This window comes from Micromonospora sp. WMMD980 (genome assembly GCF_029626035.1).
Taxonomy (GTDB): Bacteria; Actinomycetota; Actinomycetes; order Mycobacteriales; family Micromonosporaceae; genus Micromonospora.
In genome coordinates this window covers 717,058-732,481 of sequence record NZ_JARUBE010000003.1, presented here as the reverse complement: position 1 = coordinate 732,481, position 15,424 = coordinate 717,058, and the positions used below count along the sequence as shown (strand labels likewise).

At 74.7% G+C, this 15,424-nt stretch carries 11 protein-coding genes and 1 pseudogene; 4 read left to right on the top strand and 8 right to left on the bottom strand.

Annotated features, from left to right (window positions below; all coding sequences use genetic code 11):
• Positions 1–60 precede the first annotated feature (60 nt).
• From O7618_RS03940 to O7618_RS03915, 6 genes are all read right to left on the bottom strand, one after another.
• A complete protein-coding gene (locus O7618_RS03940; RefSeq protein WP_278104581.1) occupies positions 61–2,340 on the bottom strand; it encodes a cellulose binding domain-containing protein in 2,280 nt (759 codons plus the stop codon).
• A 434-nt stretch (positions 2,341–2,774) separates the two neighbouring features.
• Positions 2,775–3,857 carry a sulfite exporter TauE/SafE family protein gene (locus tag O7618_RS03935; protein ID WP_278104579.1) on the bottom strand — a complete coding sequence of 361 codons (1,083 nt, stop codon included), beginning with the start codon at positions 3,855–3,857 and terminating at the stop codon, positions 2,775–2,777.
• Between the two features lie 128 nt (positions 3,858–3,985).
• Positions 3,986–4,456, bottom strand: a complete 471-nt coding sequence (locus O7618_RS03930; protein WP_278104577.1) for an Rrf2 family transcriptional regulator — start codon at positions 4,454–4,456, stop codon at positions 3,986–3,988.
• Between the two features lie 71 nt (positions 4,457–4,527).
• The gene (locus O7618_RS03925; protein WP_278104575.1) at positions 4,528–5,412 is read right to left on the bottom strand and encodes an acyl-CoA thioesterase II; all 885 of its coding nucleotides are present in this window, start codon (positions 5,410–5,412) and stop codon (positions 4,528–4,530) included.
• Between the two features lie 43 nt (positions 5,413–5,455).
• On the bottom strand, positions 5,456–6,904 hold the full coding sequence (pyk, locus tag O7618_RS03920) for a pyruvate kinase (protein ID WP_091059833.1): 1,449 nt from the start codon (positions 6,902–6,904) through the stop codon (positions 5,456–5,458).
• 305 nt (positions 6,905–7,209) lie between these two features.
• Positions 7,210–7,575 (bottom strand): YciI family protein, encoded by a 366-nt coding sequence (locus O7618_RS03915; RefSeq protein ID WP_091060178.1) that lies wholly within the window; start codon positions 7,573–7,575, stop codon positions 7,210–7,212.
• A gap of 213 nt (positions 7,576–7,788) precedes the next feature.
• Here O7618_RS03915 and O7618_RS03910 point away from each other — a divergent pair, with 213 nt between their 5' ends.
• From O7618_RS03910 to O7618_RS03900, 3 genes and pseudogenes are all read left to right on the top strand, one after another.
• Positions 7,789–10,410 (top strand): SpoIIE family protein phosphatase, encoded by a 2,622-nt coding sequence (locus O7618_RS03910; protein WP_278104573.1) that lies wholly within the window; start codon positions 7,789–7,791, stop codon positions 10,408–10,410.
• Between the two features lie 70 nt (positions 10,411–10,480).
• A pseudogene (locus O7618_RS03905) lies at positions 10,481–10,882 on the top strand (aldo/keto reductase); the annotation flags it as partial.
• Positions 10,883–11,042: 160 nt separating this feature from the next.
• Positions 11,043–12,635, top strand: coding sequence for a GMC family oxidoreductase N-terminal domain-containing protein (locus tag O7618_RS03900; RefSeq protein WP_278104572.1), 1,593 nt, complete (start codon positions 11,043–11,045; stop codon positions 12,633–12,635).
• Positions 12,636–12,679: 44 nt separating this feature from the next.
• Here O7618_RS03900 and O7618_RS03895 read toward each other — a convergent pair whose 3' ends face one another.
• Complete coding sequence (locus O7618_RS03895) at positions 12,680–13,495, bottom strand: alpha/beta fold hydrolase (protein ID WP_278104570.1); 816 nt, start codon at positions 13,493–13,495, stop codon at positions 12,680–12,682.
• A 215-nt stretch (positions 13,496–13,710) separates the two neighbouring features.
• On the opposite strand from O7618_RS03895, the gene O7618_RS03890 reads away from it, so the two are divergent.
• Positions 13,711–15,060: a pentapeptide repeat-containing protein gene (locus tag O7618_RS03890; protein ID WP_278104568.1), complete on the top strand. Its 1,350-nt coding sequence runs from the start codon at positions 13,711–13,713 to the stop codon at positions 15,058–15,060.
• 7 nt (positions 15,061–15,067) lie between these two features.
• Here the strand turns inward: O7618_RS03890 and O7618_RS03885 are convergent, their stop codons facing one another.
• A complete protein-coding gene (locus O7618_RS03885; RefSeq protein ID WP_089157165.1) occupies positions 15,068–15,331 on the bottom strand; it encodes a DUF6244 family protein in 264 nt (87 codons plus the stop codon).
• Positions 15,332–15,424: the final 93 nt, after the last annotated feature.

Below are 15,424 nucleotides of genomic sequence, written 5' to 3'. Positions count from 1 at the left end.
TGTGGTGCACCGGGTCGCCGGCTGAGCGGATTCCGCGGCCGGCGACCCGGTGCCTGCGTTCTAGCGCAGGTAGATGTTCGGCGCGGCCGGCGTGCTCATGCCGTCACCCAGGTGGAAGCCCGGGTGCGGCGGCTGGTTGTAGGCGGTGTTCTGCCAGGCGACCGCGACCCGATACTGCGGGTCGTGCATCAGGGTCGGCAGGCGCAGGCCGGTGGTGACGGGCGTGCTGTAGATGCGCAGCGCGCCGCTGTCGGCGGTGCGCCACACCACCTCCTCGCGCCAGTCGCCGAGGATGTCGGCCGACAGCGCCGGGGTGGACTTGGTGCCGTTGTTGGAGGCGACGTTGCTGCCGGTGAGCAGCCGGGTCTCGCCGCCGGTGCCGTACTTGTCGATCTTGGTGCCGTCGAGCAGCTCGCGGACCGGGTCGCCGTCCCACCAGATCAGGAAGTTCGCCGAGGACGGCTTGCGGCCGACGTTCTGCCCGCGCGTGTTGAGCAGGCCGTCGACCGCCGAGGACCAGGACTCGGCGCCGGGGCTGCCGGCCCAGATGTCCTCGGAGACGCCGCGGCCGTTGTCGCCGTTCGGCGCGGTCTGCCACAGGATCTGACCGGTACGCGCGTCGGACATCCACGAGCTGGGCTTGCTGCCGTCCTCGTCGACCTTGAAGACCTCCAGGCCGGCGCGGGACGGGTCGAGGTCGCCGACGTGCAGCGCGTCGCCGTGCCCGTTGCCGGTGGAGTAGAGCAGCCGGCCGTTGTCGTCGATGGTGGCGGCCCCGTACACGATCTCCTGGCGGCCGTCGTTGTCCACGTCGGCGACGGAGAGCTGGTGGTTGCCCTGGCCGGCGGCGGCGCCGTTGCCGGAGGCGTTGGAGTCGAACGTCCAGCGCCTGCGCAGCGTGCCGTCGCGGAAGTCCCAGGCCGCGATCACCGCGCGGGTGTAGTAGCCGCGCGCCATGACCAGCGAGGGGCGCTGCCCGTCCAGGTAGGCGGTGCCGGCGAGGAACCGGTCGACCCGGTTGCCGTACGAGTCGCCCCAGGATGAGACGGTGCCGCGCGGCGGGTCGTAGTCGACGGTGGACAGCGCCGCGCCGGTGCGACCGTCGAACATGGTCAGGTACTCCGGGCCGGCGAGCACGTAACCGCTGGAGTTGCGGTGGTCGGCCGAGGACGAGCCGATCACCTGGCCGGTGCCGGAGCGGGTGCCGTCGGCGGTCTTCATGGCCACCTCGGCGTCCCCGTCGCCGTCGTAGTCGTACACCTGGAACTGGGTGTAGTGGGCGCCGGCGCGGATGTTGCGGCCCAGGTCGATGCGCCACAGCCGGGCGCCGGTGAGGGTGTACGCGTCCACGTAGACGTTGCCGGTGTAGCCGGACTGGGAGTTGTCCTTGCTGTTGGACGGGTCCCACTTGAGCACGAACTCGTAACGGCCGTCGCCGTCGAGGTCGCCCACGCTCGCGTCGTTGGCGGAGTAGGTGTAGCCCTCGCCGCTCGGCGTGGTGCCCCCGGGCGGGGCCTGGATCGGCACGTCCAGATAGCCGTTGGCGAACTGGAGCGCCGGGGCGGAGGCCGCCTGCTCGGCGCCGTTCACCACGGCCCGCACGGTGTACGCCGACCCGGCGGCCGCGCCGCCGTCCAGGTACGTGGTGGCGCCGGTGATCGGACTTCCGTTGACCTTGGTGGTGCCGCGGTAGAGGTTGAACGACACGCCCGAGGTCTCGGTGCCGAGCAGCCGCCAGGAGACCAGGTTCCCGCTGCCGGAGCGGACGCTGACCAGCCCCCGGTCGAGCTTCTCCATCTGCTTGGCGCCCGCCGGCGGCGTGGTCGGTGGCGGGGTGGTGGGTGGCGGGGTGGTGGGTGGTGGCGTGGTGGGCGGCGGCGTGGTCGGGCCGGGCGTCGGTGGCGTCGAGGTCGGCGGCGCGCCGGTGCAGGTGGTGCCGTTGAGCGTGAACGCGGAGGGCACAGGGTTGGCGGCGTTGTTCCAGGAGCCGTTGAAGCCGAAGTTGGCGGTGCCGCCGGTGCCGAGCGTCGCGTTGTAGCCGGCGTCGCGGGCGCTCACCTGCGCGCCGGACTGGCTGACCGTCGCGTTCCACGCCTGGACGACCTGCTGGCCGGCGGCGAAGCTCCAGCCGAGGGTCCAGCCGTTGACCGGGTCGCCGAGGTTGGTCACGGTGACGTCGGCGCCGAAGCCGCCGCCCCACTGGTTGGTGATCCGGTAGTCGATCCGGCAGGCGGCGGCCGCCGCCTCGGCGGTCACCGCGGTGAGCGCGCCGGCCGTCAGGGTGGCCGCCGAGGCCGCGGCGAGCAGCGCGAGCCGACGGCGTGAGGTGGTGGGATGCACGGGGGTTGCCTTTCGCGAAGGTCAGGCACGCGCCCGCCACCGGCCTGCCCGGACCGGCGAGAGAGACACGCGCGTTGACGCGACGAGACATTGACGCATCGACGTCGATGATTAGGCTCCGCGCCCCGCCAGCGTAGGGCACCACCGGACACCCCACAAGCGCCGGCGGGGCGCAGCGCGAGGGGCGCCACGCCGACCGCCGGGATGGCCGCACCGACGTCACCGTGGGTAACCACGCGGGAAAAGAAGTCGCTCAGAAGCGGTATGCCTCACAGTCATAAATATGCCTGTGAGGCATACCAGTCGAAAGGAGTTGTCCGCCGAGGCGCGACACGCCGAGCAACGGAAACGCAGTCAGGCTGGCGTGTCGTAGGTACCGGCGGCGTGACCGGGCGGCGGGTGACCGGACCGGGGCGGCCCGTCGGCGGTGGAGTTCAGCCCTCGACGGCGGCGGCGAACCGCCGGGGCTCCTCGGCCTCGGCGAAGGGAACAGCCGCGCCGGCGGCGGCCGGAGCGGTGGCGCCGGCGGCGGCCGGAACAGCCGCGCCGGACGGAACGGCACCGGACGCAGTCGCGCCGGACACGGCGGCGCCGGACGCAGTCGCGCCGGACGCGGCGGCGCCGGACGAGGCGAGGGCGGCGTCGACCGTGGCGCGGGCCCGGCGCGCCCGGAGCAGGGCCCGCACCGCCAGCGTCACGGCGGCCACCCAGCCGGCGGCGAGCACGGCGTAGACCAGGGCCGGCGCCGGGCCGCCCAGCTCGCCGGCGCGCAGCAGGGTGCGGGCGTTGGTCAGCACGATCACGCCGCCGATGACGGCGCCGAGCACCTGGGCCGGCACGATGCGGACCAGCCAGGCCGCGATCGGCGCGGCGATCAGGCCGCCGACCAGGAGCGCGGCCACGGTGGGCAGCAGGAAGCCCTCCGAGCCGAGACCGATCAGGAAACCGACGCTCGCCGCGCCGGCCACCACGAACTCGGAGGTGTCCACCGAGCCGATCACCTTGCGCGGCTCCATCCGGCCGGAGACCAGCAGGGCCGGGGTGGCGACCGGGCCCCAGCCACCGCCGCCGGTGGCGTCGACGAAGCCGGCGACCAGGCCGAGCGGGGCGAGGAAGCGACTGCGTAGCCGGCCGGCGGCCCGGTTGGCGCGCAGCGGGCGGGAGAAGCGGATCAGCAGGTACGCGCCGAGGGTGAACAGGATGGCGGCCATCCAGGGCGCGGCCGACTCGGTGGAGATGGAGCTGAGGAACGTGGCGCCCACGAACGCGCCGACCGCGCCCGGCAGCGCGATCCGGCCGACGACCTTCCAGTCGACGTTGCCGAAGCGCCAGTGCGACACCCCGGCGGCGAGCGTGGTGCCGATCTCGGCGAGGTGCACGGAGGCGGAGGCGGCGGCCGGCGCGACCCCGGCGACGAGCAGCAGGGTCGACGAGGTCAGCCCGTACGCCATGCCGAGCGCGCCGTCGACCAGTTGCGCCAGGAGCCCGACGAGGGCGAGAACCAGCAGCTTGCGCACGAGCGCCCCCTAGACTTTTCGGCATCTCCTATCAACTTGGTCGACAATGCGGCACGGGACCGTCCCCGGTCAAGTCCCCCATCCGGTTGGTGGGACACGCCGGACGGCGGTCGGGCGGGGAACGTCGGTCAGGTCCAGGCGCGCGGGTCGGCGGCCAACTCGTTGACCCGGCCGGGCAGCGTGCCGCCAGCCACGTCGGCGATGGTGACCAGCTCCAGGATCTCCCGCTCACTGGCCCGCAGCGCGATCCACACGTCCTGCAACGCGCGGGCCGCACCCTGGTAGCCGAGCTGCTCGGGCCGCTGGCCGCGCACGTGCGCGAGCGGCCCGTCGATCACCCGGATCACATCGGCCAGGGAGATCTCGGCGGCCGGACGGGCCAACCAGTAGCCCCCCTCGGGACCACGCTGGGCGTGCACGATGCCGCCCCGGCGCAACTGGAGCAGGATGCTCTCGAGGAACTTGGGCGGGATGTCCTGCGCGCGGGCGATCTGCTCGGCGGTCACCGGCCGGCTCCGCCCGGAGGTCGTGCCCTCGGCGACCGAGGCGAGCTCGGCGGCCGCGCGGAGGGCGTAGTCGACCCGGGCGGATAGGCGCATGCCGGCAAGGTTAGTCGCCTGTTCAGCCGCCCGGACTCCCGCCCCTCGGCCGAACGGTCACGGTTGGCCGCCTACTCGCCGACCCGGCGCAGCAGGCCCTCCTGCACGGCGCTGGCGATGTGCCGGCCGTCGGTGGTGAACATCCGACCGGTGGCCAGGCCCCGGGCACCCGACGCGGACGGGCTCCAGCAGTCGTAGAGGAACCACTCGTCGGCCCGGAAGGACCTGTGGAACCAGAGCGCGTGGTCGAGGCTCGCGCCGACCACGCCGCCCGGCCCCCACACCTCGCCGTGGACCGACAGCACCGAGTCGAGCAGCGTCAGGTCGGAGGCGTACGTCAGCGCGCAGGCGTGCAACAGCGGGTCGTCGGGCAGCTTGCCGTCGATGCGCATCCAGACCCGCTGGTGCGGCTCGGCCGGGCGGTCGCCGGGGCGCACCCAGCCGGGCTCGCCGACGTAGCGGACGTCGATGGGGCGCGGGATCTGCCCCCAGATGCCGAGCCGCTCCGGATAGCGGGCGAGCCGGTCCGCCATGGTCGGCACGTCGTCCGGGCCGGGCACGTCGGGCGGGAGCGGAGCGTGGTGGTCCAGCCCCTCCTCCCGCCGCTGGAACGACGCCGACATGAAGAAGATCGGCTTGTCGTGCTGCAACGCCACCGAGCGGCGCACCGAGAAGGAGCGGCCGTCGCGGACGTTCTCCACCTGGTATGCGATCGGCTCGGCCGGGTCGCCGGGCCGCACGAAGTAGCCGTGCAGCGAGTGCACCGCGCGCTCCGGGTCGACCGTGCGGCCGGCGGCCACCAACGCCTGGCCGGCGACCTGACCGCCGTAGACCCGCTGCGGACCGACCGGCGGGCTCATCCCGCGGAAGGCCATCTCGCCGGTCTGCGCGAGGTCGAGCACCTCCAGGAGCTGGTCGACCGCCGCCTGCCCGGTCGCCACCGGAGCGTCACTCACTGTGCTGCCCCCCGGTCGACGTCGCCCGGGCCGCCGGAGCGGCTCACTGAAGCGCCCGGGCCGCCGCCGCGTCGACCAGCGAACCGAGCTGGTGCACGCGCAGCGTGTTGGTGGAGCCGGGGGTGCCGGGCGGGCTGCCGGCCACGATCACCACGTAGTCGCCCGGGTTGGCCCGGTTGAGGCCCAGCAGCGCCTGGTCGACCTGGCGGAACATGTCGTCGGTGTGCTGGACGAACGGCATCAGGAACGTCTCCACGCCCCAGCAGAGCGCGAGCTGGTTGCGCACCTCCGGCACCGGCGTGAAGGCCAGCAGCGGCAGGTCGCAGTGCAGCCGGCTGAGGCGCTTGACGGTGTCGCCGGTCTGCGAGAACGCCACCATGGCCTTGGCGCCGATGGCACGGGCGATCGAGGACGCGGCGACGGTGAGCGCGCCGCCGTGCGTACGCGGGTCGTGCTGGAGCCGGGGCACGGCGATCGAGCCGGCCTCGGTGGTGGTGACGATCTTGGCCATGGTGCTGACGGTGAGCACCGGGTACTTGCCGACGCTGGTCTCGCCGGAGAGCATCACCGCGTCCGCGCCGTCGAGCACCGCGTTGGCCACGTCGGAGGCCTCCGCGCGGGTCGGGCGGGAGTTCTCGATCATGGAGTCGAGCATCTGGGTGGCCACGATGACCGGCTTGGCGTTCTCCCGGCAGAGCTGCACGGCGCGCTTCTGCACCAGCGGGACCTGGTCGAGCGGCAGCTCCACGCCGAGGTCGCCGCGGGCGACCATGACGCCGTCGAAGGCGAGCACGATCGCCTCCAGGTGGTCGACCGCCTCCGGCTTCTCGACCTTGGCGAGCACCGGGCGGCGCACGCCCTCCTCGTCCATGATCGAGTGGACCAGCTTGATGTCGTCCGGCGAGCGGACGAAGGAGAGCGCGACCAGGTCGACGCCGAGGCCGAGGGCGAAGCGCAGGTCCTCCGCGTCCTTGTCGGACATGGCCGGGACGCTGACCGCCACGTTCGGCAGCGAGACGCCCTTGTTGTTGGAGACCGGGCCGCCCTCGGTGACCAGGCAGCGGATGTCGTTGCCGGTGACGTCGCTGACCTCGACCGCCACCCGGCCGTCGTCGATCAGCAGCCGGTCGCCCGGCTTCACCTCCTGCGGCAGCTTGCGGTAGGTGCAGGAGACCCGCTCCTTGGTGCCGACGATCTCGTCACTGGTGATCACCACGGAGTCGCCGGTGCGCCACTCGTGCGGCCCGTCGGCGAAACGGCCGAGCCGGATCTTGGGGCCCTGGAGGTCGGCGAGGACCGCGACCGGCTGCCCGGCCGCCTCCGCCGCCTCGCGGACCATGCGGCAGACCGACTCGTGGTCGTCGTGACTGCCGTGGCTGAAGTTGAGCCTCGCCACGTTCATGCCGGCCTCGACGAGCCCCCGGATGCGCTCCGGGGACGAGGTGGCGGGGCCGAGAGTGCAGACGATCTTCGCGCGGCGTGTCACGCCCATCAGGCTAGTCTCTCCTCCGGATCGACCTGCCGGCCGACCCCTTGCGGACTGCGGAACAGTTGTCCAACGACGCGCGAAGAACCCGCGCGGGCGGGCGGTAGGCGTACCGCACCGGAACGTCGTGTGTGGCGGGCATCGGCGACCGCGCGGCGGAAATCGTACCGCCCGCCGTCACCGGTCGACGGGGTGCTCCCGCGGGCGGGGCCGGGGCGGCGCGGGGAAGCGGCGCCGGACGGGCTGGGCGGCTGCGACGCCGGACCGTGGCACCGCCGGCACGCACCCGCGGTCGGTCGCCCGACGGCGCCTCAGCTCTCGGTCTTGACCAGCGGGAACTCCAGCGACCCGGCCGGGCAGAGGAAGGTCAGCACCTCGACCCGGTAGAGCCCGGCCTGCACCGCCGGGTCGGCCTCCATGACGCTGCGCACGTCGTCCACCGAACCGGTCCGGGCCAGACCGAACCCGATCGGCGGATCGGGTTCGCGGGCCGGTCCGTCGACCGAGCCGTCGACCAGCACGATGCCGCGTCGCTGCAACGCCTGCATGTGCCGCAGGTGCTCGGACTGCAACCGCTGCACGGTCTCCTCGGGCAGGGCCCGGCCGGACGGCCCGGGATAGAGCACGATGCACTCGTAGGTGTCCAGCGCGAAGTCGAGCCGGGGCGTCGCGCCCATGCGCACCTCCTGCGACGGCGTCCCACCCAGCCTCGCACGGTGGTCCCGGCCGCCGGGGGCGCTCCCGGGAAGTGACCGGCCCGGCCGCCCGGTTGCCGCCGCGCCGGGCCGTTCGTCCGCCGCCCGGTCCGAACCGGATCGACGATCGTCCGGCGTCACCGGCCGCTGGTACGTTTCCGGTACTGCCGAGCCCACGCCCCGCGGAGGTCCCGGGTGAGCACCCTCCCGCCCGACGGCGTCCGGTGGCCGGACACCGTCACCGCCACCGGCGGGGACGCGGGCGCGCTGGTCACCGCACGTGACTGGTCGGGCACGCCACTCGGTCCGATCGAGGGCTGGCCGCAGAGCCTGCGCACCGCGCTGGCGCTCTGCCTGCACTCCCCCGCCCCGAGCGTGCTGTGGTGGGGTGACGGGTCGGTCGCGCTGCCCAACGACGCGTACCGTCGGCTGCTCGGCCCCGGCCGGTACGCCGCGCCGGGCCGCCCGGGCGCCGAGGTGTGGCCGGGCGACTGGGCCGCACTGGCCCCCCTGCTGGCCGGGGTGCGCGCGGGCCAGGGCGCCACGGACAGCCGGGACGTGCCGGTGCGGGGCGCGCCCGAGGAGGCGGGCGAGGGCCGTTGGTTCACCTTCACGCACAGCCCGGTGACCGACGAGTCGGGCTGTCCGGCGGGCGTGCTCACGGTCGGCGCGGAGACCACCGCGCGGGTGGTCGGCGCACGCCGGTTGCGGCTGCTCGCCGCGCTGGGCGCGGCGCTGGCCGAGCCCGGCGACCCCGAGGAGGTGGCCCGGCGGGCGGTCAAGACGCTGGCCGGCGCCGCCCCGGTGCCGTTCGTCCAGCTCCACCTCGCCACGCCGGCCGGGCCACGGCTGGTCGCCGCGGACGGGGTCGAGGCCCTGCCCGGCCCGGCCGACGGGTGGCCGCTGGCCGAGGTGCTGGCGGACGGCGCGCCCCGGCTGGTGCCCCCGCCCGACGACCGGCCGGCCGCCCCGGTGGTCGCGGTGCTGCCGGTGCCCGACCCCGGCGCCGCCGCGCCGGCCGGGGTCCTGGTCGCCGCGCTGGACCCGCACCGTCCGGTCGACGCCGACCACCGGGCGTTCGTCGAGCTGCTGGCCGGGCAGATCGGCGCCGGCCTGGCGGTCGCCCGCGCGGAGCACCGCCGGGCCGCCGACCGCGCCGAGCTGCGGTTGTTCCGGGCGCTGTCGGAGCGGGCGCTGCGCCGGGCGGAGGCGCTGGCCCGGTTGGCCGGGGCGCTCAGCTCGGCGCGGGGCCGGGACGCCATCGTCGAGGTGCTGGCCACTGTCGTCCCGGCCGTGGTGGACGCGACCGCGCTGCGGGTGGCCGTCGCGTCGCCCGGCCGCACGGTGCTGGACGTGGCCGGGGACGTCGCGGCCGGGCCGCTGCCGGTCGACGCCGACGTCCCGCTGGCCCGGGCGGTACGTGACAACGTGGTGCTGCCGCTGGCCGACGCCGACGGCCGGACCACGGGTCTCTGCCTGCCGCTGCGCTACGGCGACGGCGGCACGCTCGGCGCCCTGGAGGTGCGCTGGGCCGACCCGGTCGCCGACGACGAGGCGCTGCGCAACCTGCTCGACGCGGTGACCGCGCTGTGCAGCCAGGCGTTGCAGCGGGCCGAGCTGACCGGCTCGGCGCAGGCGATGGCCGGGTTCGCGGCCCGGCTGAGCGTGACGCGCTCGACCGCCGAGGCGATCGAGGTGATCCTGGACGCCGCCACCACCGCGCTCGGCGCCGAGCTACCCGGCCTGGCCATGCGCGCCGAGGGTCGCCGGGTCCGGCTCTGGCACCACGACGACGTGCCGGGCACCCTGTCCGCCACGTTCCGCGACCTGGCCGTCGACGACCCGCGGCCGATCGTGCGCGCCTTGCGCGACGGGGAACGCCTGGTGCTGCGCGACCGCGCCGACTTCGCCGCCCGGTTTCCCGGCCTGCCCGACCCGGTCGGCGCGCACGGTCTGGTGACCACCGTGGCCCTGCCGCTGTTCGGCGCCGGGCACCGCCCGATCGCCGCGCTGGGCTTCGGCTGGCGCCGGGAGCGCCCGTTGCGCGACACCGACCTGGCGCTGCTGGACACCGTCGCCGACCTGTGCGAGCAGACGCTGGAGCGGGTCCGGCTGGCCGCCGCCGAACACAACCTGGTGACCCGGCTGGCCGGCCGGCTGCGCAGCTCGTCGCTGACCGCGCCGCCCGGAGTGGAGGTGGCCACCCGCTACCGGCCGGCGATGAGCGGCCTGCACCTGGGCGGCGACTGGTACGACTTGGTCCGGCAGGACGGCGACCGGTTGGCGGTGGTGGTCGGCGACGTGGTGGGGCACCAGGTCGAGGCCGCCGCCGACATGGCCCAGCTGCGCACCATGCTGAACACGCTGATCCGGTTGGGCGTGCCGCTGCAGGAGGTGTTCCTCCGGCTCACCGAGCTGCTGGGCGTCGGTTTCCTGGGCACCTGCCTGGTCGTGGTGGTCGATCCGGTGGCCCGCACGGCACACGTGGCCCGCGCCGGGCACCCGCACCCGGTGGTGCTGCCGGCCGGTGGGCCGCCGCGCACCGTACAGACCGCGAACGCCCTGCCGCTGGGCATGGTGGACCGGCCGATGACGGTCACCACGATCGCGTTCTCCCCGGGGGACGTGCTGGTGGCCTACACCGACGGGCTGGTGGAGCGGCGCGGCCGGCCGTACGACGAGGGCGTCGCGGCGCTGCACCGGTCGCTGGCCGCGGTGCGCGACGAGCCGGTGGAGACGATCGCGGACGCGCTGCTGCACGACCTGGCCGGCTCCGAGGACGACCAGGCGCTGGTGGTGCTGCGGCACCTCGGCTGAGCAGGCTTCGGCACCGGGTTTCGGGGAATGTCCTCCGGTGGCGAAGACCACCCACCTCAGGAGGACCGTGATGGCCACCAGCACCCAGCCGGCCAAGGCGTCGGGAAGCTACCGGATCGGCGGTGACCTGCGGGTCGACCGCCTGGGCTACGGGGCGATGCAGCTCACCGGGCCCGGTGTCTGGGGCGACCCGAAGGACCCGGCCGAGGCGGTGCGGGTGCTGCGCCGGGCGTACGAACTGGGGGTCACGTTCGTCGACACCGCCGACTCGTACGGGCCGTTCGTCAGCGAGATGCTGATCAAGGAGGCGCTGCACCCGTACGCGGACGACCTGGTCATCGCCACGAAGGCCGGGTTGACCCGCTCCGGGCCGGGTGACTGGCGGCCGGTGGGGCGCCCGGAATACCTGCGCCAGCAGTGCGAGCTGAGCCTGCGTCACCTGGGCCTGGAGGCGATTCCGCTCTACCAGCTACGTCGTCGGTGGGGCACCTGGAGGAGAACGTGGCGGCGGCCGAGGTGGAGCTGACCGACGACGAGTTCGAGGCGTTGTCGAAGGCGGCCTGACCGGCCCCCTATGCGCGGCGTGATCGAGAAACTACTGTCAGAAGGATTCTCGCGAGTGGGGGTCCTGAGTGGTGGAATTCGACTACGTCATCGTCGGCGCCGGGGCGGCGGGGTGCGTGCTGGCCGAGCGGTTGACCGAGGATCCGGACACCCGGGTGCTGCTGCTGGAGGCCGGCGGCTGGGACCGCAGCCCGTTCGTCCGGGTGCCGAAGGCTTTCTCCCGCTTGATGGACGATCCGCGCACCGCCTGGCACTACCCGGCGACGATCGGGCCGGACCGGCGGGAGACCTGGCAACGCGGCCGGATGATCGGCGGCTCGACCTCGGTCAACGGCATGATCTGGAGCCGTGGCGCGGCCCGGGACTGGGACGCGCTGGCGCCGCTGGGCTGGGGCTGGTCGGCGGTGCGGCCGGCGTTCCAGCGGCTGGAGGACCACCCGCTGGGGCCCGGGCCGCACCGGGGCGTCGGCGGGCCGGTGCGGCTCTCCGTCACCACCGCCACCGACCCGCTGGCCGAGGAGATGGTGGCCACCGGCGCCGAGCTGGGCTGGCGGCCGGTGGACGACCTGGACGCCGACGACGACGAGCGGATCGGCTATCCGACCGCGACCATCCACCGTGGGCGCCGGGTCAGCGCCGCGGACGCGTTCCTGCACCCGGCCCGCCGCCGGCCCAACCTGACCGTCGTGGTCGGCGCGCTCGCGCTGCGGGTGCTGGTCGAGGGCGGCCGGGCGGTCGGCGTACGGGTGGCGCACCAGGCCCGGGAGGTCGAGTACCGGGCCGCCAGTGAGGTGATCCTCGCCGCCGGCGCGCTGGCCACTCCGCAGTTGTTGCAGGTCTCCGGCATCGGGCCGGCCGACGTGCTGCGCGCGGCCGGCGTGCCGGTGCTGCTCGACCGCCCCCGGGTGGGCGCCGGCCTGCGGGAGCACCGGTCGATCGCGTTGCAGTACCGGCTCGCCGAGCCGGGCGGCCACAACGCCCGGCTCGGCAGCCCGCTCGGGCAGGCCCGCGCGACGCTGCGCTGGCTGCTCACCCGCGGCGGTCCGCTGGCGCTTCCGGTGCTCGACGTGGCCGCCCACGTGAAGTCCCGGCCGGACCTGGACCGCCCGGACGGCCACCTGCTGATGGCCCCGTTCTCGGCCGCGCCGCCCCGTCCGGGCCGGGCGCTGGAGCTGGAGCGCGAGCCGGGCGTGATGTGCCTGGGCACGGTGACCCGGCCGGACAGCGAGGGCAGCCTCGCCGTCACCGACGCCGACCCGCGCGTCCCGCCGGCGATCGTGGCGAACTATCTCGCCACCGAGCACGACCGGCGGGTGGCGGTGGACCTGTTCCGCCGGATGCGGGAGTTCTTCGCCACCGGGCCGATCGCCAAACGGATCCACGCGGAGACGGTGCCCGGCGCGGCGACGCGCACCGACGAGGAGATCGTCGAGGCGGCGGTGGCGCGCGGCTACTGCGGCTACCACGCGGTCGGCACCTGCGCGATGGGCGCTGACGACGACCATGTGGTCGACCCGGAGCTGCGGGTCCGCGGCGTCAACGCACTGCGGGTGGTGGACGCCTCGGTGCTGCCGGTGATGGTGGCCGGCTGGACCAGCGCCCCGGTGACGGCGCTGGCGTGGCGGGCCGCCGGCCTGATCCGGGGCCGCGCCGAGGGGTGAGCGCGGTCGTTCCGGGCCCGCCCTGACGGCGGGCCCGGGACGGCTCAGACCGCGAAGCAGTTCGGCCGGATCGCGGCGCCGGCCAGCGTCTGCCGCACCGCCGTGTAGGTGGTGCCGTCGAGGACCAGACCGAGGTGGCCGACGACCCGCAGCGGGCACCACGCCTGCACCAGCACGTTCGTCGCGCCGTCGGCGAGCACGGCGTTGTCGACCGGCCGGACCAGCTCGTCCTGCCAGGTGCGCAGCGTGGTCCAGCGGACCGGGCCGGGGGTGTCGTCGCCGGCGTTCAGGTCGGCCAGGAAGCTCGACCCGATGGTCATCTGCTGGCAGGCGACGATGCCGGCGCAGCTACCCAGCCCGACGAAGTTGATGATGTTGGCGACGTAGGTGCCGTACTGCGGGGTGCCGAGGCTGACGTACTGGTCGACCTTGTCGGCGCCGCCGAGGAACTTGACGTACCAGCGGCTGACCAGACCGCCCTCGGAGTGGGTGACCAGGTCCACCCGGCTCGCGCCGGTGCCGGCGCGGACCTGGTCCACGTAGGACGACAGCGCGCGGGCGGACTCGCGGATGTCGCCGAAGCCGAGGTTCGGCAGTTGGTAGATGGAGACCCGGTAGCCGTCGGCGCGCAGCCGGGCGGCGATCGGCTCGTAGGCGATGGAGACGCCGATCAGCCCGCCGACCACGATCACCGGGTCGGCGGCCGCGGCGGCGGCCCGTTCGGCGGCGGTGACGGTGCTGGCGGGGGTGGTGACGGTGTCCGGCCGGGGGGCGGGCGCGGCGGCGTGCGCGGCGGCGGCCGGGACGAGCAGGGCGGTGGCGGCGATGGTGGTGGCGGCCAGGATCGTTCGGAGCAGCATGGGCTGCACCTCCGATGGGAGGAGGCACCCGGGGTGACCGGGAGGGACGGGTGGGATCCGATCGATCGTGGGAACGATGATGCGTGTCCGATTTCACACACGTCAATGAAAAGTTACGCGCCGGTAACCAGTTGTCCCGCCAGGAGCACGAACCGGCAATTGCGGCGGCAGCCGGCGCCCCCCGGCGGTCGGCACCGGATGGCATGCTGGGCGCCGTGTCCGCCCCACCGCCGCCGGAGAAGCCGCTCCGGGTGATGCCCTGGTGGCTGGCGCTGCTCGGGCTGCTGCTCGCCGGCCTGCTCGGCTGGCTGGTGCTCGACTGGCTGCTCGGCGAGGCCGACCGGGCCGTCCAGCCCGACACCCGTGCCACGCTGCGCGTCGACGCCATCCGCACCGGCCTCACCGTGGTCGCCGGCACCGGCGGCGGGCTGGCGCTGCTCTTCGCCGCCCGTCGACAGTGGATCAGCGAGCGCGGCCAGCGGCACCAGGAGGCCGTCGCCGCCCGCGACCAGGCACACCGCGACCGGGTGCAGGCGCACGCCGAGGCGGTCGCCGAGACCGCCGCGCGGCAGCAGGAGCGCCAGTCCACCGCCGCCGAGCACGACGCCGTCGAGCGCCGGCTCACCGAGCTGTACGTCCGCGCCATCGAACTGGTCGGCAGCGACAACCCGGCGGTACGCCTCGGCGGCCTGCACGCCCTGGAACGGCTCGGCCAGGACAACCCGGGGCAGCGGCCGACCACGGTGGCGGTGCTCTGCGCGTACCTCCGGATGCCGGCCCCCGACGACCCGCGCGAGCGCGAGGTACGCCGCACCGCGCAACGGATGCTCACCCGGCACCTGCGGGCGGGCCAGGAGACCTGGTGGCCCGGCATCGCGCTGGACCTCACCGGCGCCCGGCTGGACGGCTTCGACGCGGCCGGCTGCACCCTGGTCGACCTCGACCTCACCGGCGCGGTCTGCACCGGCACCACCAGCTTCGCCGGCGCGGTCGCGCACGGCCGGCTGCGGCTGACCGCCGACTTCGCCGACGTCGTGTTCGACGGCCTCACCGGCGACGCCGAGATCGTGCTGGACGATGCGCGGGTCACCGGCCGGGCCAGCTTCGACCGGGCCGACCTCGGTGGCGCGCTGTCCTGCCGGGACGCGAGTTTCGGCTCGTTCTCCCTGTTCGCCGCCGTGCTGCGGCAGCCGAGCACCTTCGACCGGGCCACGTTCGCCGGCGCCGCCACCTTCCGCAAGACAATGTTCCTGGGTGGACTGTCCATGGAGCACACCCGCTTCGCCGGGTACGCGGGTTTTCGCCGGGTGCGCTTCGCCGACCTGGCGCTGTTCCGCTGGACCGAGTTCGGCGCGGAGGCCTGGTTCGAGGGCGCCCGCTTCGAGGGCGGCACCAACTTCGGCCGGGCCGTCTTCCACGCCGGGGCCCACTTCGACGGGGCGGAGCTGGCCCGCCGGCCGCTGGTCGACCAGGCCCGCGCGGCGGCGTCCGCCACGCACGTCTGGCCGCCGGACGTCACCGTCACCCGCCGCGACGACGACTGGCTCGTCCTCACCGACCCGTGAGGAACGGTCAGTTGCCCAGCGCCTGCACCTTCGCGATGGTCTCCTGCACGTGCTGGCGGGCCGGCTCGCCGCCCTGGGCGGCCTGGGCGAGCGCCTGCCGATAGGCGTCGATGACCCCGATCAACGGCCCGGCCGTGGCCCCCTCCAGCGCGCCCGCGACCAGCGCCCGCGCCTCGGCGGCGTCCTGCGCGGCGGCGGCCGTGCGGGCTTTCGCCTCGTCCAGCTTCTGTGCCGCCGCCGCCAGCCTGGCGATGACCTCCGCAGCGCTCACATTCCCTCCCCCACCCCGACCCACGCCACCCTACCCGCCCCACCCCGCCCCCACCTCCGCGATCTTGCGCTTGCGGCCCCGGCAGAAGCCGCG

Bases quoted from the DNA above. Each gene is read 5' to 3' on its own strand.
- O7618_RS03895 (WP_278104570.1), bottom strand. From the start codon at position 13,495: ATGCTGCTCCGAACGATCCTGGCCGCCACCACCATCGCCGCCACCGCC.
- O7618_RS03915 (WP_091060178.1), bottom strand. From the start codon at position 7,575: ATGGGCGCGACGCCCCGGCTCGACTTCGCGCTGGACACCTACGAGTGC.
- O7618_RS03930 (WP_278104577.1), bottom strand. From the start codon at position 4,456: ATGCGCCTATCCGCCCGGGTCGACTACGCCCTCCGCGCGGCCGCCGAG.
- pyk (WP_091059833.1), bottom strand. From the start codon at position 6,904: ATGGGCGTGACACGCCGCGCGAAGATCGTCTGCACTCTCGGCCCCGCC.